The sequence below is a fragment of the Thalassolituus hydrocarboniclasticus genome (assembly GCF_025345565.1).
In the GTDB taxonomy this organism is placed as follows: Bacteria; Pseudomonadota; Gammaproteobacteria; order Pseudomonadales; family Oceanobacteraceae; genus Venatoribacter; species Venatoribacter hydrocarboniclasticus.
The window spans coordinates 1,631,454-1,653,266 of the sequence record NZ_CP054475.1; the positions used below are offsets into that span (position 1 = coordinate 1,631,454).

17 protein-coding genes are annotated in these 21,813 nt (G+C 55.0%); 10 read left to right on the forward strand and 7 right to left on the reverse strand.

Annotation, left to right across the window (positions count from 1 at the left end; translation table 11 throughout):
- Positions 1-74: 74 nt before the first annotated feature.
- The 5 genes from HUF19_RS07185 to dapE all read right to left on the reverse strand — a co-directional run bounded on the left by HUF19_RS07185 (position 75) and on the right by dapE (position 4,109).
- Positions 75-857, reverse strand: a complete 783-nt coding sequence (locus HUF19_RS07185; protein ID WP_260999142.1) for a hypothetical protein — start codon at positions 855-857, stop codon at positions 75-77.
- A complete protein-coding gene (locus HUF19_RS07190; RefSeq protein WP_260999143.1) occupies positions 857-1,294 on the reverse strand; it encodes a DNA polymerase III subunit chi in 438 nt (145 codons plus the stop codon). The genes HUF19_RS07185 and HUF19_RS07190 overlap by 1 nt, the downstream gene beginning before the upstream one ends.
- Positions 1,291-2,049 (reverse strand): TetR/AcrR family transcriptional regulator, encoded by a 759-nt coding sequence (locus HUF19_RS07195; RefSeq protein ID WP_260999144.1) that lies wholly within the window; start codon positions 2,047-2,049, stop codon positions 1,291-1,293. Before HUF19_RS07195 ends, HUF19_RS07190 begins: the two co-directional genes overlap by 4 nt.
- Before the next feature lie 76 nt (positions 2,050-2,125).
- Positions 2,126-2,971: a putative RNA methyltransferase gene (locus tag HUF19_RS07200; protein ID WP_260999145.1), complete on the reverse strand. Its 846-nt coding sequence runs from the start codon at positions 2,969-2,971 to the stop codon at positions 2,126-2,128.
- A gap of 10 nt (positions 2,972-2,981) precedes the next feature.
- Positions 2,982-4,109 (reverse strand): succinyl-diaminopimelate desuccinylase, encoded by a 1,128-nt coding sequence (gene dapE / locus HUF19_RS07205; protein WP_260999146.1) that lies wholly within the window; start codon positions 4,107-4,109, stop codon positions 2,982-2,984.
- A gap of 218 nt (positions 4,110-4,327) precedes the next feature.
- Between dapE and HUF19_RS07210 the strand changes: the two genes are divergently transcribed.
- The 10 genes from HUF19_RS07210 (at position 4,328) to HUF19_RS07255 (ending at position 19,273) form a co-directional block, all read left to right on the forward strand.
- Entirely contained in the window at positions 4,328-4,891 is a 564-nt protein-coding gene (locus tag HUF19_RS07210) for a hypoxanthine-guanine phosphoribosyltransferase (RefSeq protein WP_260999147.1), read from the forward strand.
- Positions 4,892-5,012: 121 nt separating this feature from the next.
- The gene (locus HUF19_RS07215) at positions 5,013-5,501 is read left to right on the forward strand and encodes a chemotaxis protein CheX (protein ID WP_260999148.1); all 489 of its coding nucleotides are present in this window, start codon (positions 5,013-5,015) and stop codon (positions 5,499-5,501) included.
- A 637-nt stretch (positions 5,502-6,138) separates the two neighbouring features.
- Positions 6,139-7,110, forward strand: coding sequence for a TetR/AcrR family transcriptional regulator (locus HUF19_RS07220; protein ID WP_260999149.1), 972 nt, complete (start codon positions 6,139-6,141; stop codon positions 7,108-7,110).
- Between the two features lie 27 nt (positions 7,111-7,137).
- The gene (locus tag HUF19_RS07225; RefSeq protein WP_260999150.1) at positions 7,138-9,504 is read left to right on the forward strand and encodes an efflux RND transporter permease subunit; all 2,367 of its coding nucleotides are present in this window, start codon (positions 7,138-7,140) and stop codon (positions 9,502-9,504) included.
- Positions 9,501-10,304 (forward strand): outer membrane lipoprotein-sorting protein, encoded by an 804-nt coding sequence (locus tag HUF19_RS07230; RefSeq protein ID WP_260999151.1) that lies wholly within the window; start codon positions 9,501-9,503, stop codon positions 10,302-10,304. The genes HUF19_RS07225 and HUF19_RS07230 overlap by 4 nt, the downstream gene beginning before the upstream one ends.
- Before the next feature lie 19 nt (positions 10,305-10,323).
- Complete coding sequence (locus HUF19_RS07235; RefSeq protein ID WP_260999152.1) at positions 10,324-11,616, forward strand: hypothetical protein; 1,293 nt, start codon at positions 10,324-10,326, stop codon at positions 11,614-11,616.
- A gap of 211 nt (positions 11,617-11,827) precedes the next feature.
- Positions 11,828-13,231 carry an efflux transporter outer membrane subunit gene (locus HUF19_RS07240; RefSeq protein ID WP_260999153.1) on the forward strand — a complete coding sequence of 468 codons (1,404 nt, stop codon included), beginning with the start codon at positions 11,828-11,830 and terminating at the stop codon, positions 13,229-13,231.
- Positions 13,228-14,430, forward strand: coding sequence for an efflux RND transporter periplasmic adaptor subunit (locus HUF19_RS07245; RefSeq protein ID WP_260999154.1), 1,203 nt, complete (start codon positions 13,228-13,230; stop codon positions 14,428-14,430). Before HUF19_RS07240 ends, HUF19_RS07245 begins: the two co-directional genes overlap by 4 nt.
- Positions 14,427-17,546, forward strand: coding sequence for an efflux RND transporter permease subunit (locus tag HUF19_RS07250; protein WP_260999155.1), 3,120 nt, complete (start codon positions 14,427-14,429; stop codon positions 17,544-17,546). Before HUF19_RS07245 ends, HUF19_RS07250 begins: the two co-directional genes overlap by 4 nt.
- A gap of 149 nt (positions 17,547-17,695) precedes the next feature.
- Positions 17,696-19,273 (forward strand): SulP family inorganic anion transporter, encoded by a 1,578-nt coding sequence (locus tag HUF19_RS07255; RefSeq protein ID WP_260999156.1) that lies wholly within the window; start codon positions 17,696-17,698, stop codon positions 19,271-19,273.
- A 405-nt stretch (positions 19,274-19,678) separates the two neighbouring features.
- Here the strand turns inward: HUF19_RS07255 and HUF19_RS07260 are convergent, their stop codons facing one another.
- Both HUF19_RS07260 and HUF19_RS07265 read right to left on the reverse strand, forming a co-directional pair.
- Positions 19,679-20,023, reverse strand: coding sequence for a hypothetical protein (locus HUF19_RS07260; protein ID WP_260999157.1), 345 nt, complete (start codon positions 20,021-20,023; stop codon positions 19,679-19,681).
- 189 nt (positions 20,024-20,212) lie between these two features.
- On the reverse strand, positions 20,213-21,805 hold the full coding sequence (locus tag HUF19_RS07265; protein ID WP_260999158.1) for a sensor histidine kinase: 1,593 nt from the start codon (positions 21,803-21,805) through the stop codon (positions 20,213-20,215).
- Positions 21,806-21,813: the final 8 nt, after the last annotated feature.

Sequence of the window (21,813 nt, forward strand, 5' to 3'; positions counted from 1 at the left end):
GGGGCAGGGTTTTGCAGCGTTTCGCTGTTTGCGCGGCGATTCCGGTAGCTGCCGGAAGCGCCGTGGCGGGGAGGTCAGTGATTCAGCTTTTCACGCAGTTTTTCACGCAGGCGTTCGGTCAGTTGCGGCAGCATTTCGGCAACCAGCTGGTCGATCAAGTGTTCTTTCTGCAGCGGCGTCAGTTGTTGCAGATGTTGCTGCACGGCCTGTTCGCTGGCACGTGCCTGCTTTTGCTCCATCACCCGTTGCATGGTGCGGTGTGCTTCCTGAGCGCTGTGCTGGGCGGCTTCACGCTCCTGGGTCAGGCGGTCAAGAATAGCCTGAGGCAGGAAAGGGTTTACCGATACCCGTGCCGGAGCAGCGGCGTTGTCTGCGGCCGGTGTTGCTGTCGAGGAGGCGGCCGGTGTTGCTTCTGTGGTTGCTTCTGTCTCGGCCCGCGGCGCAGCCGATACCTGAGCAGGCCGGGCTGGCATGTCTCCCTGTGGGCGCTGAATCACCACATCGGGCAGGGGCTGGGCACGCAGAACCGGACGCGGAGCTTTGGCGGCGGTGTCTGGTTTGCCGGCATCGGCCTTATTGGCGCTTTGCTGGTCTGTGCTCATTGGCGTGGCCGGGCTCAGGGGAGCAACCGGGCGCAGAGGAACGGCGGCCGGTTTGTTGGTTACCGCTTTTAATACCGGTATGTCATTGTCGCTGAACAGCTCGTCCAGCAGCGGAATGTCATCGACCGGATCCAGTGTGGGGATGTCGCGGCTGTGATCGACCTGATCACTCGCGGCGTCATCGAGTACACGTTGCAGGTTTTCCAGTTCACGCAGCAGATTGCTGGGTTCATCCTGATCGTTACGTTGGTTCATTAACGCAATCTCATGTCGATATTGTTGATCGGGTAGCCCCGGTCTTTGAGGAATTTGTAGTGACTACGAGTGTAGTCCAGCACCTGATCTTCCTGTACTACGACGGCAATAAATCGCTGAAAGCGACTGAAAAACGCCGGTAGCTGGCTGCTGAGATTGACCATTACATCATGGTGATGGCCGGGGTCGTTGTGCCAGCTGATGCTGACCGGGCAGTCGGCCGGAGCGTCGCTGGCGGTCAGCAGGGTGTGCGGCACAAAGGCATCGTCGCGGAATTGCCAGAGTTGCTCGTCAAGCTGGCGTGCGGTGCTTTCATCATCGACCTGAATCAGTACGCGGTTGCCTCTGCTGAAGGCTTTTTCCACCACGCGGCAGGCAAACAGCAGCTGTTCGGCGCGGGTCTGGGCTGCGAGGATGTAAAAATCAACCTGAGTCATAGAGTGTCTGCCGTGCTGTCGGGGCTGTTATGAGCCGTTCCGCTATCGGGAGCGTTACCGGTTGTATGGTGTATATGGCTGGCTTTATAGCCGGCAAACAGCCAGCTCAGATGCTGTTGCAGGGTCGTGCTGAATTCAAGCCGGAACAGGGTCAGCGGCGGTTCGGCAATGGCAGCAGCCACGGTTTTACTCGGGTAACAGATGTGCCAGCAGCCGATCATCGCCTGCTGAATATGCAGCAGCAGCTCTACCGCTTCGGCGGCCGAGATACTGAGCCAGCGGCTGATCAGCATGGCAAAACGCTGCAACAGTGGCAGCAGGCCAAGCTTAAAGTTGCGCGCTTCTTCTTCAGTCAGATTGCGTTCCAGCACGGTATGCAGAATGGCGTTCAGGCGACAGAACAGCGGTTCTTCTGCCAGTGCCTGAGCACAGACGATAGCGGCATCGCCATCTATATTCAGCTGCTCGCCGTGCCCGACCAGACGTTCCAGCTGCTGATGGTAGAGCGCCAGAAAAAGGGCCTCTTTGTTGCGGAAGTAGCGGTACAGGGCAGCTTTGGTAATGCCGACCCGCTGGGCAATATCGTGCAGGCTCACCTGTTCGAAGGGGGCTTCAGCAAAATAGCCGGCGGCGGCATCCAGAATCTGCTGGCGGCGCAGGGCTTTTTGTTCCGGGCTTTTTGCCCGCTGGCGGATACAGGTCATGAGGTCGGACTGGTCTGTGCCGGCCAGGGCCGGTCGGACAAGGGCTGCCATGTTGGTAACTGAGGCCAGAATGCTACCTCTGGCCTCAGGGCAAGGCAAATGCTGCTGTCAGGCTCTTTGCGCTGCGTCACACCGATTGTCCGAACTGATGCAGAACCACGTCGATGGTGACCTCCAGTTCGTTCAGTGCTTCCAGGCGTTGCAGCGCTTCGTTGCGCACTTTCCAGCGGTGTGGGGTCATCATCAGCAGGTCCATGATCTGCTGGTTGCTGGTCAGGCTGACGCGGTATTTCAGGGTCTGCTCGCCTTTGCAGTCAAAGCCGTGTTCGGCCATGGCCGGACGCGGATCGAGGGCAGCGAGGTTGACTTCGTCGTAGATGATTTCGCGCAGTTCGACCAGATGATGCAGGCCGGTATTGAGCAGCACAATCTGCCCCTCTGGGCGCAGTGCGCGGGCAAACCCCTGCGGCATCAGGTTGGTAAACAGGCAGGTGATCAGATCCAGGCTGTGCGCCGTAAAAGGCAGCTGGCCGCCGGAGGCAACCAGCCAGTCAATCTGTTTACTGCGGCGGGCGGCACGGCGGACGGCGTCTTTGGAAATATCGACGCCGTATAAGCAATGCGGCAGCTGATGATCGTCGAGCACTTCCTGCAGGCGCTGGGTGTAATAACCTTCGCCACAACCAACATCGGCAATCTGCATGCCGCCGTTGTGGTTCAGGGCCAGTTCCAGTACCCACTGATTGAGCATATCGGAAATCGGCCGGTAGGCCTGGCTGTCGAGCAGGCGCTGGCGGGCGTCGACCATTTCCAGCGTGTCGCCCGGCGCTTTCGATTTTTTATGCTGGGCCAGCAGCAGGTTGAGGTAGCCCTGACGGGCTTCATCATAGGTATGGCCGGCACTGCAGCACCAGCGTTTATCGGCGGCCTGCAGTTGCAGCCCGCATACCGGGCAGGCAATCACTTTGTTCACGCGTTGTCTCTCAGGCCAGCAGTAATTCGAGGATGCGTTCGTAGATCACGGTCAGGGTGTCGAGATCTTCGGCGACAATGTGCTCATCCAGCTTATGGATGGTGGCATTGCAGGGGCCGAGTTCCAGCACCTGAGCACCGGTTGGTGCAATAAAGCGGCCATCGGAGGTGCCGCCGGCGGTTGACAGTTCGGTGTCGCGGCCGGTGACTTCTTTAATCGCCTGTACGCTGGCTTCGACCAGTGGGCCGCGCGCGGTCAGGAAAGGCTCGCCGCTCAGGTTCCAGTCGATGTCGTAGCTGAGGCCGTGTTTATCGAGAATGGCGTGGGTGCGCTCTTTCAGGATGTCGGCGGTCAGTTCGGTGGAGAAGCGGAAGTTGAACACCACTTCCAGTTCACCAGGAATCACGTTGGTGGCACCGGTACCGGCATTAATGTTGGAAATCTGGAAGCTGGTAGCCGGGAAGAATTCATTGCCTTCGTCCCAGTGCTCGGCGGCCAGTTCAGCCAGTGCCGGGGCGGCAATGTGTACCGGGTTTTTCGCCAGATGCGGGTAAGCCACATGGCCCTGAATGCCATGCACGCGCAGTACGGCGCCCAGTGAACCACGGCGACCGTTTTTCACCACATCACCGACGGCGTTGGTGGAGGATGGCTCGCCGACGATGCACATATCGATCTTTTCGTTACGCGCTTCGAGGGTTTCGACCACTTTTACCGTGCCGTTTTTCGCCGGGCCTTCTTCATCGGAGGTGATCAGAAAGGCGATGGAGCCTTTGTGATCTGGGTGTTTGCGCACGAAGTTCTCACAGGCAACCACCATAGCGGCCAGCGAGCCTTTCATGTCGGCGGCACCACGGCCGTACAGCAGTCCATCAACGATGGTTGGGGTAAACGGCGGGTGGCTCCAGCGGCCTTCCGGGCCGGTAGGTACCACATCGGTATGGCCGGCGAAGCACACCAGCGGGCCCTCTGTGCCACGGCGTGACCAGAAGTTTTCTACTTCTTCAAAACGCAGTTCTTCGTTATTGAAACCGGCGGCGGCCAGGCGCTCCATCATCAGGGCCTGACAGCCATCATCATCCGGGGTGACTGAGCGGCGGGCGATTAAATCAAAGGCCAGTTGCAGAGTGGGGGTCATGCTGTTTCCTGATCGGCAAAGGCGGGCCGGAGTGCGCCGGACCGCAGAATTTAAAATGGCGCGCATCATAGCAAAACTGCGGCTGTTTTGCGCGCTGGCCGGGGTAGCTAAAGCGGCTGACCCAATAAGCCGTTGCGCCGTCCGGTGGCGGTGATACCATAGCCGGCTTTTTACCCGCCGGATTTTCCGGCTGACCAGCACTATTTAAGGTAGATAACATGAGCCAGCCCCTGACTCTTGAAGAACTGAACCAAGTGATGGCAGAAGCTGATCTGCTGAAATCCGAAGCTGATGTAGAAGCCGCGCTGAATCAGCTGGCTACGGATATTTCAGCACGCCTGAACAGCAGCCTGCCGGTGGTATACAGCATCATGAACGGTGGTCTGGTGATGGCCGGTCGTCTGCTGACCAAACTGCAATTCCCACTGGAGCAGGGCTATATGCATGCTACCCGTTACCGTGGTGAAACTTCAGGCCAAACCGATCTGCAATGGCAGGCACCGCCTTCTGTACCAATGGAAGGCCGTACCGTACTGATCCTGGATGACATTTTCGATGAAGGAAACACCCTGGCCGAAGTGGTGAAATCCTGTCAGCAGCAGGGCGCAAAAGAAGTCCTGACCGCGGTGCTGGTGAATAAAGTACATGACCGTAAAAATACCGATCTGAAAATCGACTTTATCGGCATGGATGTTGAAGACCGTTACGTATTTGGCTGTGGCATGGATTACCGCGGTTACTGGCGTAATGCGCCGGGCATCTACGCGGTGAAAGGATTGTAATTCGTCAGCGTTTGCTGAACGGTTGGTTATAAAAGGCGCCTTTTGGCGCCTTTTTTGTCTATCCCGCAAATGGGCTTCCCGGCTGGTTTCGCTACACTGTGTTGCAGAGGTGAACCTGCGTATGAATGTTGAGTTTATTAATCCGTTCGTTGAAACAATCAATAACATTCTGGCCACCATGGCCTCCATGAGCTGCGAATACGGCAAGCCTTATCTGAAAGAAGGACGTCAGCCTTTAGGTGTGGTCACCGGCATTATTCCGATGTCGGGAGACAGCGTGCGTGGCTCACTGGCCATCAGTTTTTCTGCCGGCGCCATTACCAGAATCAGCAGCAGTATGCTGGGCGAAGCCATCGCTGAGGTGGATGAAACCTGCCATGACCTGACCGGTGAGCTGACCAATATGCTGTCGGGTGGGGCGCGTAAACTGCTGTGGGAAAAAGGTTATGACTTTGAAATGGCCAAGCCGGGAGTGTTGAGTGGCGCTGCCGATATTCCCCATGACGTCACCGGCCCGGTGCTGGTGATTCCGTTTGAAACCAGTGCCGGGCCATTTTTTATTGAGGTGGCACTGTCCTCCAGTCTGAAGCGTGCCGTGCTGAATGCCTGAGTGGGGCTGTCTTAACAAACCGGCGTTATGCCGGTTTTTTTATCACCTGGCTCCCACGCTCTGCGTGGTAGCCCTTGCTGGCACAGTTGCATTCCCACGCAGAGCGTAGGAACGAGAAAAAATGCTGTTTTGTCAGCTACGGTGCCACCTGGCTCCCACGCTCTGCGTGGTAGCCCTTGCTGGCGCAGTTGCATTCCTACGCAGAGCGTAGGAACGAGAAAAAGGGCAGGGTTTTGCTCTTACCTGGCTCCCACGCTCTGCGTGGTAGCCCTTGCTGGCACAGTTGCATTCCTACGCAGAGCGTAGGAACGAGAAAAGGGGCAGGGTTTTGCTCTTACCTGGCTCTCACGCTTTGCGTGGTAGCCCTTGCTGGCACAGTTGCATTCCTACGCAGAGCGTAGGAACGAGAAAAAGGGCAGGGTTTTGCTCTCACCTGGCTCCCACGCTCTGCGTGGTAGTCTTTGCTGGTACAGTTGCATTCCCACGCAGAGTGTAGGAACGAGAAAAACCGGCGTTATGCCGGTTTTTTATGCCTGGACGTTGCTGATTCTGGCCTGAAATGTCCAGCATTTGGTGGTTGTTGTTTAAGCAAAAGAGAATAATATGACGGTTCGTCAGTTTTCGACGGATCGTCAAAATGAAGTGGTTGTTAAAGTATATTTCTCCCGCACGTCAGCAGTGTCTGTTGCATCAGATCCGGCAAATGCTGCGTGCCGGCAGTACTCCGGCTCTGTGTCAGGCGGGTAATTCTGCTGCGCCGTTGATGGCCGATAAGCCATTGTGGATGGCCAGTGAGTCAGACCCTGAAGGCGGTAGTAAGCCGCTGTTCCCGTTGTTTTCCGGCAAGTTGGGGGCTGTTAAAGCGGATTGTCCTCTGGGGCTGCGTAAAAGCAAGGCGGAAAAAATTGCCGAACGTGAGCAGTTATTACTGGATATAGCCCATGAGTTGGTGAACCGCGATGGCTTTGCCGATTTTTCCATGGATAAACTGGTGCGTGCCAGCGGCTATTCGAAAGGCACACTGTACAACCATTTTTCCAGTAAAGAAGATTGCCTGTCCGGTCTTTGTTTGCGCGGTATGGCCATGATGGAAGATATGTTCAGCCGTGCCGCAGCCTTTGATGGTACTCCGCGCGAGAAAATACTGGCAATGAACGTTGCGTATTATCTGTATGCCAACCTGCAGCCAACGTTGTCGCTGGCGGTTTTGTCGGCCAAAACCCCCTCGTTTACGGAAAAAACATCCGCAGCACGCAGCGAATTAATCGATGAGCGTGATCTGCGTATTACCCGCATCGTGGATGATATTTACCGCAACGCTATTGAACAGGGCGACCTGCAGGACAGCCCGGAATTAACCGTGGAATTGATGGCCTTTATCAGCTGGGCGCAGGCGTTTGGTCTGAATGCGCTGATGACAACGGCCTGCGATATCACCGCGGTCAGCCGCGCGATGGGTACCAATGTGGCATTAATCAGCTGCAATCTGTTGCTGGATGGCATGGGCTTTAAGCCGCTGTCTTCCGAATGGGATTATCAGGCCAGCTGGGAGCGGGTCGAACGCGATGTATTTGCGCCGGAAATGGCGCAGCTGGCGGCCATGAAATAATTAATAACAGCACTACAGGGAACGAGTATGAAAACACTTTGGGTAAATACAATTCTGCGGTATCCGTGGCTGTTGCTGCTGTTACTGCTGGCACTGGCTTTTGCAGCGTCATACGGAGGTAAAAATCTGTATTTCCGCGGTGATTATAAAGTCTTCTTTTCACAGGATTATGGGCCGCTGCAGGACTTTGAGGAGATGCAGCGCATCTTTAATAAAAACGACAATATTTCGGTATTGGTCGTACCGCAGAACGGCGATGTATTTACCAACGAAAACCTCACGTTATTAGCAGAGCTGACGGAACAGGCCTGGCAGACGCCATTTTCCAGCCGTGTCGATTCGGTGGTGAATTTTCAGCATACCTGGTCCGAATACGACGATATGATCGTTGAGGATCTGGTGCAGAATCCACAGGGTTTAACCCCCGCTGAGTTACAGCGTATCCGCAATATTGCCATTAATGAGCCGAACCTGAATGGCGGCCTGGTGGCGGCGGATGGCCGTGCGGCGATCGTTAATATCACGGTGCAGATTCCGGATGCTACCGAAACCAACGATAACACCGCTGAAGTGATTGAAGTGGTGGATTTTGTTAAGGCGATGACGACCGAACTGAGCAGCCGTTATCCGCAAGCAGCGTTCTATCACACCGGTGTTATTCCGATGAATTACAGCTTTGCCACCGAAGGCCAGAAAGATATGGCGACTCTGGTGCCGGCCATGCTGGGTCTTATTGTCTTAATGCTGGCCGTTATGCTGCGCAGTGTGCTGGCGATGCTGGCTACTGTGGTCGTACTGGTGCTGACCATCAGTGTAACCATGGGGCTGGGGGGATGGCTCGGCTTTTTCCTGTCGACCGGTACCATTAACGTGCCGATTGTGGTGATGACGCTGGCGGTGGCTGACTGCGTACATTTAATTGCCTCGGCACAATTTGCGATGCGTGAAGGACGTTCACGCAGCGAAGCCATTCGTTTTGCCCTCGATCTGAATTTAATGCCGGTCTTTATTACCAGTGCAACCACTGCAGTGGGTTTCCTGACGCTGGTGCTTTCTGAGTCTCCGGTACTGGCCGATTTCGGTATTCTCAGCGCCATTGGTGTGATGGTGGCGTTTGCTCTGGCAGTCACCCTGTTACCGGTATTGCTGCTGATTTTGCCTGTGCAGGTAAAAGTATCGCCTGAGCATCATGGCGGGATGGAAAAATTCGGTGGCTGGGTAGTGCGCCATCAGCGCACGCTGCTGCCGGTTACGGCACTGCTGATGCTGATTTTCGGCTCGCTGGTCACGCTGAATGTGGTGAACGATGAGGCCACCAAATATTTTGCCAAAGGCACTGACTTCCGTGACTCGGTGGATACTCAGGAAGCGTATCTTTCGGGCACCCAGACCATCGACTGGGGCTTGTACTCTGATGAAGCTCAGGGCGTGAATGATCCGGCTTTTATCGCTAAGACCGAGGCTTTTGCAGAATGGTTACGCCAGCAGCCGGAAGTGGATCATGTGACAACACTGTCGGACACTTTTAAACGCCTGAATAAAAATATGCACGGTGATGACGAAAGCTATTACCGTATCCCACAGGATCGTGAGCTGGCGGCGCAATATCTGCTGCTGTACGAAATGTCGTTGCCTTACGGGCTGGATCTGAATAATCAGCTGAACGTGGATAAATCCTCGACCCGCCTGACCTCGACCCTGAAAAATCTGGGCAGTAAAGAAATTGTCGCGCTGGAAGACCGTGCCCGTGCCTGGTTTGCGGAAAACGCAGCCGGTATCCGTCTGGCGGCGGCCAGTCCGGGACTGATGTTCTCGCATATTGGCGAAACCAATATGGACAGCATGATCATCAGCATGATTGCGGCATTGATCCTAATTTCGGCACTGCTGGTGGTGGCATTACGCTCGCTGCGTCTGGGAGCGATCAGTCTGATTCCGAACCTTGGCCCGGCGCTGGTGGGCTTTGGTATCTGGGGACTGATTTCCGGTGAGATTAATCTGGGGCTGTCGATTGTGGCCTCGATGACACTGGGGATTATCGTTGATGATACCGTGCATTTCCTCGCCAAATACAAACGTGCCCGTGATGACGGTAAAGACGCAGAGGCCGCGGTACGCTACGCCTTTTCCAGTGTTGGCCGTGCCTTGCTGATTACTACCGTGGTGCTGGTGGCCGGATTCTCTATGCTGGCGTTTTCGGCGTTCCGCCTGAATTCCGATATGGGGCTGGCCACAGCGCTGATTATTTTTATTGCCTTGTTGGTCGACTTCTTCTTCCTGCCGGCCTTTTTATTGCGCCTTGATAAAAATAATCAGGCACACTGCCACACAGAACAACAAGAACTGAAACCGGAAGCTCATTCTGCACCGACTCTTACAGGAGAAACATTATGAAGATTTTTCTGAGCCTTATTACGGCCTTTACACTGGCCAGCCCGCTGGTTGCGCAGGCTGATGCGGCACAACCTGCTGCCGATGCGGCCGCGAAAGGTCTGGCCATTGCCAAAGAGCGCAAACAACGTGACCTGGGCTGGGGCGACAGTGAAGCGCGCATGACAATGACCCTGCGTAATTCTCAGGGTGAAGAAAGTGTGCGTGAAATGCGCCTTAAATCGCTCGAAGTGGTGGATGACGGTGATAAAGGCCTGACCATTTTTGATGAGCCGCGTGATGTGAAAGGTACTGCGTTTCTGAATTTCTCGCACACCGGCAAACCGGATGAACAGTGGCTGTACCTGCCGGCGTTAAAGCGCGTTAAACGTATTGCTTCACGCAATAAATCCGGTCCGTTTATGGGCAGTGAATTTGCGTACGAAGATATGAGTTCGTTTGAACTGGAAAAATACAGCTTTACCTACCTGCGTGAAGAAACGCTGAACGGTGTGGTCTGCCATGTGATTGAGCAGATTCCGGCAGATGAATATTCCGGTTATACCAAGCAGATTGTCTGGCTGGATACCGAACACCTGCGTGCACAACAGGTTGAGTTTTATGACCGTAAAAAGAGCCTGCTGAAAACCCTGAATTTCTCTGGTTATAAACTGTATAAAGATAAATTCTGGCGCGCCGATGTACTGACCATGGTGAATCATCAGAACGGTAAAAGCACCGTGCTGAATACCGCCGAGCTGCGTTTTGATACCGGCCTGACGGATGCCGACTTTAACGATGCCACGCTTTCCCGCGTACGCTGAACAGGAGGGCGCACATCGTATGAAACGGCTGATAACCATCACGTTACAGAGCAGCGCCCTGATTGCGCTGAGTGTAAATGCCAGTACCAGTGCCAGCGCCGGGCTTATGCCCGACCTGGCCCTGCAGGGCGCCGTTGAAGGGCGCCAGTTTTTGCAGGAAGCGCAATTTCCGCAACAGGAAGACAGCGTGCTGTCAGTCTGGGCAGAGCCTGAGCTGGTGTGGGAGTGGGGCGATACCCAGCGCCTGACCTTTAAGCCTTTTTATCGTTATGACAGTGCCGATGATGAGCGCAGTCATGGTGATATCCGTGAGCTGATGTGGCTGACCTACGGCTCCAGCTGGGAAGTGCGTGCCGGTATCGGCAAAGTGTTTTGGGGCGTAACTGAGTCGCAGCATCTGGTCGATGTTATTAACCAGACCGATCTGGTGGAAGCGCCGGACGGCGAAGAAAAACTCGGCCAGCCAATGGTGCATGCGACCTGGTTGCATGAAATCGGCACGCTGGAAGCCTTTATTTTACCGGGCTTTCGCGAACGTACCTTTGCCGGCGAAAAAGGGCGCCTGCGTTCTGCTTTGCTGGTCAGTGACGAGGCCGCCTATCAGGCAGCGGAAGAAAAAGAACACGTCGACTGGGCGCTGCGCTGGAGCCGCTCGTTTGAAGTGGCGGAGGCACCGCTGGATTTAAGTGCGGCCTGGTTTCAGGGTACCGCCCGTGATCCTTTCCTGACCCCGGAGATTACCCTGACTGGTGGTGGGCCGCAGATCACCGGATTAACACCGTATTATCCGCTGCAGCGTCAGTTGGGTATCACCGCCCAGGCAACGGTGGATGCCTGGTTATGGAAGCTGGAAGTTCTGCGTCGTGATTTTGATGACCATGTGGCCGCTGACCTGAAGACACTGGGAGTAGCCGGCATAAAGGATTACAGTGCCGCGGTAGGTGGTTTTGAATACACCCTGGTCGGGCCGTTTGCTGAGCGCTGGGACAGCGCGCTGGATGTTGGCTTGCTGCTTGAATACCAGTACGACCAGCGCGGCAACGACGCGGCGATGGCACAGAACGATGTGTTTGCGGCTACCCGTCTGGCATTTAACGATGCCGACTCCAGTGAAATTCTGGCCGGTATTACTCAGGATCTGGATTACAGTGGCAGCCGCGGGGTGATGCTCGAAGCCAGCACACGTCTGACCGATTTCACTACCTTAAAAGTGAATGGCTGGATGTTTATGGCCGATGATCAGGAAGATACGCTGGCTTACAGCCTGCGTCAGGATGACTATATCGAAGTCAGTCTGAATATTTTTTACTGAGTAATCAGTACAGGGAACGGCAGCTAACGCACTGCCAATGCGCGGCGGAAGGGGTAAAGATGGGTAAACACCATTTTCATCTTTTCCGCCGCGCGCCTATTATGCGACTCTTCACTTACGCTTTTTATCCTGTGCGCTTTTATGGAGCGCGTTTTACTGCGGAGACGTCTCTTTGCGTTTTATCATCAGAGTTCCGTGGCGTGGTTCTGCTGTGTCAGCGGTTTTTACGGCGCTGGCGGTTTTAGCACTGGCCGGATGCGCCAGCGTTACACCGGTTGAACCACCCGAAACAGCATTACCGGATATCTTTACCGGCCAGAATAATAACGCCGGTAATGAACAGCACAACATCAGCAGCAATCGCTGGTGGCAATCCTTCAACGACTCTCTGCTTGATCAGTTTATTGCTCAGGGGCTGGAACAGAATTACAGCCTGCAGGCGGCCTGGGCCCGTCTTGCTCAGAGCCGTGCGCTCTGGCAGCAGAATGCCAGCGGCCAGTATCCCGATGTTAACGTCTCTCTGAGTAAATCCCGCAGCTGGCGTGAAAGCACAACCAGTGACTTATGGTCGGCGGGCATTTCCACTGAATATGAACTCGACTTTTGGGGACGGGTGTCCGCTTTGGATGAGGCCGGCCGCTTAACCGCGCTGTCGACCCATGCCGCAACACTTACTCAGGCCAATACCGTTGCCGGGCAAATTGCCCTTAACTGGTTTGGTCTGATTAAAGAAGGGCAGAACCTGGCATTGCTGCAACAGCAGCAGGCGCGGGTGCAGTCGGCGTTGCAGGTAATCCGCGGGCGTTTTCAGCGCGGACAGGCGGCGGTTTCCGATGTCTGGCAGCAGGAGCAATTACTGGAATCCATCAATGCTGATCTGATCAGTGCCGAGGGCCTGCGTGACAGTTACCGCCAGCAGCTGGCTGTGTGGATGGGTCACAGCGAATGGCTGTCGGCGGCGGCGCTGGAAAACAGCGAATTGCGCGCTTATCAGACGCAATCCTTACCGCAGCTCGACACCACACCGTTAACCGTACCGGTCAGTGCCTTACAGCAACGCCCCGATGTGCAGCAGGCTTTCTTTAAGCTGCAAAGTGCCAATGCCAGCCTTGCCGCGGCCGTTGCTAACCGTTACCCGCGTTTTACCCTCAGCGCCTCTTACAGCGGCAGTGACGAAGACCTGAGCAAAGTATTTGATAACTGGCTGACGAATCTGGCCGGTGGGTTGGTGTTGCCCTTAATTGATGGTGGCAACCGCCGTGCTGCAGTTGCACAGCAGCGTGCCGCGGTCGATGAGAATCTGGCGTTGTATCAGCAGACATTGCTGGACGCCGCGCAGGAAGTACAGCAGGCGCTGACCGACGAACGTCAGAGTCAGGCGCTGGTGGTCAGCCTGGAGCGACAGCTGGAACTGGCCGGCAAAACCGAAGCCTTCCAGAACAACCGCTATCGCAAAGGCGTGGGGGATTTTCTGGCCCTGTTAAACGCCCAACAGGATGTGATCAGTCTGGAGAAGCAGTTGTTAAATGCCCGCTGGAACCAGCTGCAGAACCGTATTCAGTTATACAAAGCCGTCAGTCATGGCGACTTCAGTAAAGAGGAAACACCGTCATGATGAGTGCACGCCGTCATCGTCGTCCGGCTTCAGGCAATGCTCTGCTGGTCGCGCTGGTTTTATTGATAGGCGGGGCTTTGGCCTGGTACGTCCTGATGTCTGCGCCAAAACCCCAGCGGGTAAAACCCGAAGTTCAGCCACGGCTGGTGGAAGTGACCGCGCTGGAAAGCAAAGATGCCCGGCCATTCTGGCCCGCCGGTGGCAAGGTGATGGCGGCCGACAGCGTAACCCTGACCGCTCAGGTCAGTGCTCGGGTGGCGGACATCAGTAAGGATGCGCTGCCGGGTGCGTATCTGGCCAAAGGCAGTTTGCTGGCCACGCTGGAAAAAACCGATTTTGAACTGCAGGTGCAGCAGAGTCTGGCGGCGCTGACTCAGGCTCAGGCCGATCTCGATATTGAACAGGGACAGGCCGCTCTGGCACGGGAAGAATATGCACTGGCCGCCGAAAAACTCAGCGCCGAAGAACGCGCATTGGTACTGCGTGAACCACAGCTGGCCAAAGCCAAAGCCGCACTGAGTACGGCCCGGGCCAGCCTGAATCAGGCGCGGCTTAATCTGGCCCGTACCGAGGTGCGTATGCCGTTTGCCGGTCAGATTATGGCGCGTCATGTCAGCACCGGCAGTCAGGTGAGCAGCAATACGGTGCTGTTTGATCTGGTCAGTACCGAACGCTACTGGATTGAGGTCAAAGTGCCACGCGCCTTCCTGAGCCTGCTCGACAGCAGCGCCGACGCCACGCTGAGCATGAGTGGCTGGCAGGGGCAAACCCGCAGCGCCCGTGTGCTTAATGTGCTGCCGGATGTCGACAGCAGCGACCGTCAGGCGAAGGTGGTGCTGGAGCTGGATCAGCCCTTAGCGGAAGGGCAGCCGCTGGTGCTGGTGAATGATTTTATTGATGTACAGCTGCCCGGCCGTTTATTGCATGGTGCGGTTACCATTGATGTTCGCCATCTGAATGACGATGACACCCTGTGGGTCGTCAACAACAACGCACTGTATAAGCGCAAAGTGAATGTGCTGTACCGTGGCCGGGAACAGGCCTGGCTGAGCGCGGCGGGTGATAAGAGCAAAGATGGGAAAAGCGGTCTTCAGCCTGGTGATCAGCTGCTGCTCAGTCGTATCGACAGTGCTACCGAAGGCATGCCGGTACGTATCCAGAACGAAGTACGCCCACAGGCTGACGGAGCACGTCCATGAGTCTGCGTTATACCGGACCGGTGGCGTGGATGGCACGCCATGGGGTGGCGCCGAACCTGCTGATGGCGTTTCTGATTATTGGCGGCTTTTTAATGTCGCTGAATATCCGTAAAGAATTTATTCCCAGCTACGAAGCCGACATGGTGATTGTCTCGGTTGGTTATGCCGGAGCTACACCGTCGGAAATGGAGCAGGGCGTTATCCTGCCGATTGAAAACGAGCTGGCGGGTATTGATGGTCTGAAAGAAGTGGTTTCTACCGCGACCCAGGGCTCGGCCCAGATCAGCGCCGAGCTGGAGAACGGCGTCGATCGCCAGCAGGCCTATCAGGATATTCAGCAGGCGGTTAACCGTATTTCTACGTTCCCGGCGCAGATGGAGCGGCCGCTGGTGAGAATCGCCAGCCGTTCAATTGATGTGATTGAGCTGGCGTTATTCGGCCCGCTCGATCAGTTTGGGTTAAAGCGTCTGGGCGAGCAGATTAAAGACCAGCTGCTGGAATCGCCGGACATTACCAAGGTGGAATTACGCGGTATCAACGATGAAGAAATTCACGTTGAAATCAGCCAGAACGATCTGCAGCGCTATGGCCTTAAGCTGAGCGATGTAGCCGCCATTATCGGTAATAACGCCATTGAGCAGAGTGCCGGCAGTGTAAAAACCGACGGCGGCGATATTCTGGTTACCCTCGATGACCGCCTGTACTGGGCGGAAGAATTCCGTCAGATTCCGCTGATCAGTGATGTTTCCGGTGTGCAGTTACGCCTTGGTGACGTCGCCAAAGTGCGTGATGGTTTCAGCGACAGCAACCGCGAAATTACCTACAACGGCCAGACGTCGATGAGTTTTAAAATTTATCGTGCGGAAAGCCAGACGCCGCTGACCGTGGTGGAGGCGGTGTACAAAAAACTCGATGACATCCGCCCGCAATTACCACCGGGTATGTCGCTGATCATCACCGACGACGATGGCGAAACCTATAAACAACGGGTCGGTCTGCTGCTGAAAAACGCGGTGGTGGGGCTGGTGCTGGTGATGGTGCTGCTCAGTCTGTTCCTCGAATACCGTCTGGCCTTCTGGGTCACCATGGGTATCCCGACCGCCTTTATGGGCGCCATGCTGCTGCTGCCGGGCTGGGATATGTCGATCAACATGATCTCCATGTTCGCCTTTATCGTCGCGCTGGGCATCGTGGTCGATGATGCCATTATTGCCGGCGAAAATATCTACGAGCATATGCAGAAGGGCATGCCGTTTATGGATGCCGCTATTTTCGGCGCCAGAGAAGTCGCCATGCCGCTGGCCTTTGCCATTCTCACCAACGTCGCGGCGTTTCTGCCATTACTGGCGTTGCCGGGCATGATGGGCAAACTCTTTATTGCCATCCCTATTGTGGTGATCAGCTGTTTTATTATTTCCTGGCTTGAGGCCTTATTTATTTTACCGGCGCACCTTGGGCGTCTGCAGAAGCGTGATGTACAGCATGATCCGCACTGGCTCGATCGTTTGCAGCAACGCGTGGATAAAGGCCTGCACCGTTTTATTCAGACACGCTATCTGCCAGTGCTGGACGGCAGTTTACGCGCGCCGGGGCTGACTCTGGCGATTGCGGTGGCCATTGCCCTGATCGTACTGGCCTGGCCGATGAGCGGACGTATGGGTTTCAGTATGTTCCCGCGCCTGGAAGGCGAGTTTGCGGTGGCCAAAGTCGAAATGCCGCCGAATGCACCACTCCACGAGATGCAGCAGGTACGTGACCTGCTCGAAGCGCGACTGAAAGAAGTGGTTGATCCGATTGAAGCACAGGGCAAACCGCTGCTGGTCAGTGTGGAAGGCGATATCGAAAACGCCACCATTGAGATTCAGGCCAAACTGGTGGACACCGAAGTGCGTCCGGTATCGGCCAACGAAGTGGTAAAACGCTGGCGTGCGGCCATTGGTGAGATTCCGGGCATCCGCAGTCTGACCTTTGATGCCGAGCGTGGTGGCGGCCCGTCCGGCGGTGCCGGTTTAACCGTTGAACTGCGCGGCAGTAATACCGAACTGCTGGCCACCGCCAGTGCTGAACTGGGCGACTTTATGCAGCAGCTTGGCGGCGTTAAGGATGTGGCATCCAGCTTTACCAACGGTAAGCCGCAGTGGGATATCGAGCTGAATGAGCGCGGGCGCAGTCTGGGGCTGGAAGCCGATGTGGTGGCGCAGCAGATTCGCGCGGCCTTATATGGTGCCCGTGCTTTGCGCCAGCAGCGCGAACGTAATGAAGTGACCGTGCTGGTACGTCTGCCGCAGGAGGAGCGGGCGTTCAGTGCCGATATCGAGCGGCTGATGATTCTGACTCCGCAGGGCGGGTATGTACCGCTGGCAGATATCGCCATTCTGCATAAAGAGCTGTCACCGGCCAGCATCTCCCGTCGTGATGGCCGTCAGGTGGTGACGGTGACGGCCGAAGTGGAGCCGCGTGAGCAGATTCCGGCGGTGATGGGAGTGTTGCGCGAAGAAGCCTTTGCTGATCTGCGGGCAAAATACCCGACGCTGGATTTTGATTTCCGTGGTCGTCAGGCCGATACCCAGGAGAGCATGAGTTCGCTGCAGTTATACGGCTTTTTCGCCATGCTGCTGATTTACGTACTGCTGGCGATTCCGTTCCGCAGCTACAGCCAGCCATTGCTGATTATGGTGGTGATTCCTTTCGGCGCTGTAGGGGCGATTATTGGCCATTTGCTGCTCGGTTACAGCATGTCGATTATGTCGGTGATGGGCATCGTGGCGCTGGCCGGGGTGGTGGTGAACGACAGTCTGATTCTGATTGACTACGCTAACCGCCGTCGGCAGGAGGCCGGACTGAGTGCGCTGGAAGCCGTCCGGGAAGCGGGTGTCCGCCGTTTCCGGCCGATTCTGCTGACCACACTCACCACCTTTGGCGGGCTTTCGCCGATGGTGTTTGAAACCTCCCGTCAGGCGCAGTTTATTACGCCGATGGCGGTGTCGCTGGGCTTCGGTATTCTGTTCACCACCTTTATCTGTCTGCTGATACTGCCTTCACTCTATGTGCTGCTGGACAAAATCCTGCTGGTACTGGGGATCAAGCCGGTACACAGCACGGCTTCGGCAGCCTGAGTCTTTGCCAGCGGTCTCCCTGACGGAAATCCCCGTCAGGGAGACAGCCAACCCGGCAAACGCACAAAAAATAAGCGAAAACCTGAAAATGTCCTGATGGGCTGGTATAGTGCGCGGCTTTCTGAACCCAGCCCGGAGAAACCCGCATTATGTTGTTGCTGCGCGAGTTTATGCAGACCTTTTCCCCCAATATCAAAAATGACACCTTATCTGGCCTGACCGTTGCTCTGGCACTGGTACCGGAAGCAGTGGCTTTTGCTTTTGTGGCGGGTGTTCATCCTCTGACCGGTCTGTATGCAGCCTTTATGGTGGGCCTGATTACCGCATTAATCGGTGGCCGTCCGGGCATGATTTCCGGTGCTACCGGTGCACTGGCGGTGGTGATGGTGTCGCTGGTGGCCGAGGCCGAGCGTGATTTCGGCTCGGGTTCGGGGCCGCAGTATCTGTTTGCTGCCGTGGTGCTGATGGGCGTGATTCAGGTCGCCGCCGGGGCGCTGAAACTGGGTAAATTTATCCGTATCGTGCCGTACCCGGTGATGCTGGGCTTTGTGAATGGTCTGGCGCTGGTGATCTTTCTGGCGCAGTTACCACAGCTGCAATCCTTCACACCGGAAGGCAAGTGGGGCTGGACCGAAGGGGTATGGCTGCAGGGAACGGAACTGTATCTGATGCTGGGCCTGATTCTGGCAACCATGTTTATTACCCATTATCTGCCGAAAATGACCAAAGCGATTCCATCGGCCCTGGCCGGTATTCTGGTGGTCAGCCTCGCCGCCTGGGGTCTGCAGCTGGATACCAAAACCGTGGGCGATCTGGCCAGTATTGCCGGCGGATTACCTGAATTCGCCGTGCCTGTGGTGCCGATGACCCTTGATACCCTGTGGTTTATCCTGCCGTATTCGGTGATTTTTGCGGCTATTGGTCTGATTGAATCCTTGCTGACCGTCACCGTTATCGACGAAATGACCAATACCCGTGGCCGTGGCAATAAAGAATGTGTGGCGCAGGGAACCGCCAACGTGGTCACCGGTTTCTTTGGTGGCATGGGTGGTTGCGCCATGATCGGCCAGAGCATGATTAACGTCAGCTCCGGTGGCCGTGGCCGTTTATCCGGCATTGCTGCGGCGCTGTTCCTGCTCAGCTTTATTCTGTTTGCCAGCCCGCTGATTGAACAGATTCCGATTGCGGCGTTAATTGGTGTGATGTTTATGGTGGTGATCGGCACCTTCGAGTGGTCGAGCTTCCGCATACTGCGCAAAGTCCCGAAGCACGATGCCTTTGTACTGATTCTGGTGTCTGCCGTAACCGTGGTGACCGATCTTGCCATTGCCGTCGTGGTGGGTGTGATTGTCGCGGCTCTGGTGTTTGCCTGGGAACATGCCAAACACATCAGCGCCCGTACCCGTATTCAGGAAAATGGTGCCAAAGTATATGAATTATTTGGCCCGTTATTCTTTGGCTCAGTGGCAAACTTCAAAGAATTATTTGAGCCGGAAAATGACCCTGATGTGGTCATTATTGAATTCCGTAGCTCCCGTGTTGCCGACCACTCGGCGCTGGAAGCCATCGACAGTATTGCCGAGCGTTATCTGGCACTGGGCAAAGAATTGCATCTGCGTCATTTAAGTGAAGAGTGTCGCAGTATGCTGAAAAAAGCCGGTAATCTGTGTGATGTTAACGTGATCGAAGATCCGAATTACCGTGTAGCGGTGGATGAACTGGCCTGATATCAGGCTGGTTTAAAACCATCAAAAGCCTGCTGATGTGCACTGCTGTCTCACAGTTTGGAGTGACATAGTTTCACTCCAAACTGCAGTATTAATCGACACTGTTTTTCAATCTGAAACGCCTTTCCGGGGCAAGCCCCTGGCCCCCTGTAAGGAGAGGTATCTCCTTACGATCCTCTCTTTTCGGCGCGTCCGGCTTCATCCAGCCAACGGCAATGATTGTGCGGCACGCAAAACAATTCGCCCCGGAACGACACTTTAAAACACCAGCAATTTGTATCGTTCCGGGGCAGGGTTTTGCTCTGAAGGCCGCAGAATCATCTGGTTGTCTGGCGCCGCACGATCGCCGGTTTAACTAATCCGCTCAGCCGCATTTCAAAGGAAGCCGTGTTTGAGACATGATATTTAAAAGAAAACGTTTGATCTGAAAAGCGGAATCGCGGTGATGGTTTTCTGCGCCTCTGGGGCCGCCGCAGAAACCGATGATATTTCTGGTCTGTCCGCAGGGTCGGTTAATGCTCCTGCCAAACCGACATTTCTGCCATCCCTGGCGGTCAGATGCGAAAGCGGCCCGGCCATGGACAATTTGTCGGGAACAAAATTGAACAGCCGCAGGCTGGCCCGTAGGGCGAAGGGCAGGACGCCTGAAGTCTCCCGATGAGGCGCGCGGCCAGTAAATATCAAGGGTTCAAGGGTAACGGCCCAGAAAGCGCGAAGCTGGGCCTGTTTTTGCTCCTGCAAAACATGCATTTCCGCCATCCATGGCGGTCAGGTATAAAGCCCCGCCGGCAAGGGGATAAGTTCCCCTGGGAGGCAGCAGGCCTTTATGTTAAAAAATGCTGTTTTTGTCAGCTACGGTGCTGATTAAAAACGGCGGGATAGTAGTGCCGCTGATGCGGGCTTTTTATGTCTTTTATAAGGACGTTTATACAGGAACCTTTATATCTGCGTACTGTGCTCTTCCGTTACCTTCGGAATAACCAGCCGGAAGGCAGCGCCTTGTTCGCTGTCTTCAATCTGAATATCGCCTTTTAAGCGCTGATGCACGATGTTGTAGACCAGATGCATACCCAGACCGGTACCACCATGACCACGCTTGGTGGTGTAGAAAGGCTCAAAGATTTTCGCTTTTGCTTCGTCATTCAGGCCAATACCATCATCGCAGTAACGGATAACAATATTGCCACGCTCTTCGGCTGCCTGAATGCGGATATGGCCGTCTTTTTTATGCTCAAAACCGTGCAGCAGCGAGTTCATAATTAAGTTAGTCAGCACCTGGCTGATCGAGCCGGCATAGGTCTGCATCCATAGCTGTTCGGAACAATCGATTTCCACCTGATGTTGATTCTGTTTGAATTTCGGCGACAGGGTTTCGAGAATTTCGTGCAGATAATCATGCAGTGAAAATTTACGGATATGCTCGCCGGTCTGATCTTCGGATACCTGCTTAAAGCTTTTAATCAGATGGGCGGCACGCTGCAGGTTTTTATCAAGAATGGTCAGGCTTTCATCCATCATGCCGGTAAATTCGACAAAATCCTGCTTACGCATTTCTCCCTGTTCAAAGGCATTTTTCATTTTCAGATAATGATCTGAAATATAGGAGTGAATGGTAATGCACAGGCCCAGCGGAGTATTAATTTCATGGGCGATACCCGCTACCATTCCACCCAGCGATGACAGTTTTTCAGATTCAATTAACTTGCTTTGTGTGGTGTGCAGTTCGGCCAGAGTCTGGTTCAGCTCATCAACCGTACACTGCAGGTTGTTGGTGCGTTCTTTGACCCGGTCTTCGAGTTCGAGGTTGATGGTTTTCAGTTGCTGCTGTGCCAGGGTTTTCTGCTGCAGCTCATCATTCATTTGTTCTGACAGAGCATTAAAGGCGCGGATCAGCACGTCAATTTCGTCGAGGTTATTGCCGGAGCGGGTCGACAGCGGCTCAAAGCTGTTGCTGTTCAGGCGTTCATTAACTTCTTCCGCCATCAGGCTGATACGGCGGTTAATCAGGCTGTGAACGACGAAACCAAGCAGACTGGCGAGCAGCAGCAGGCTGACCAGCTGAGCGACCATATTAGAAATAGCCGCACGGGAGGCCTGGGCAAACACTGCATCACGGTCAAAGGCGATTTCGAGAAAACCGATGTCTTTGCCATTGAAGGCAATCGGCATTTTTTCCACATCTTTATGATGTGGCCGCCGGCCTTCTTCAATGTTCATATTCAGGTTGTCGGTTACCCGCACATAGCTGATGGCCTCAAGGTTCATGATGCCTTTTACCTGGCTGCGGATCTGAATTTCGTCATAAAACCACAGGCTGGAACCCAGAGATTCAGAGTAACCGGCACGGATGTCTTCGAGTTTGCGCTGGAATGCTTCAGTCTGTTGCTGGTAATTCCAGACCACGATGGCGGCGGATACGCAGACGGATAAGGCAATGGAAGCGACAGCGAAGTAGAGGATGACCCGCCATAAAATAGAGTGCCGCCGGTTTTCGATGGTTTTTCTCTCCGGGCTTTGAGTACTGGTTTCCATGATCATTC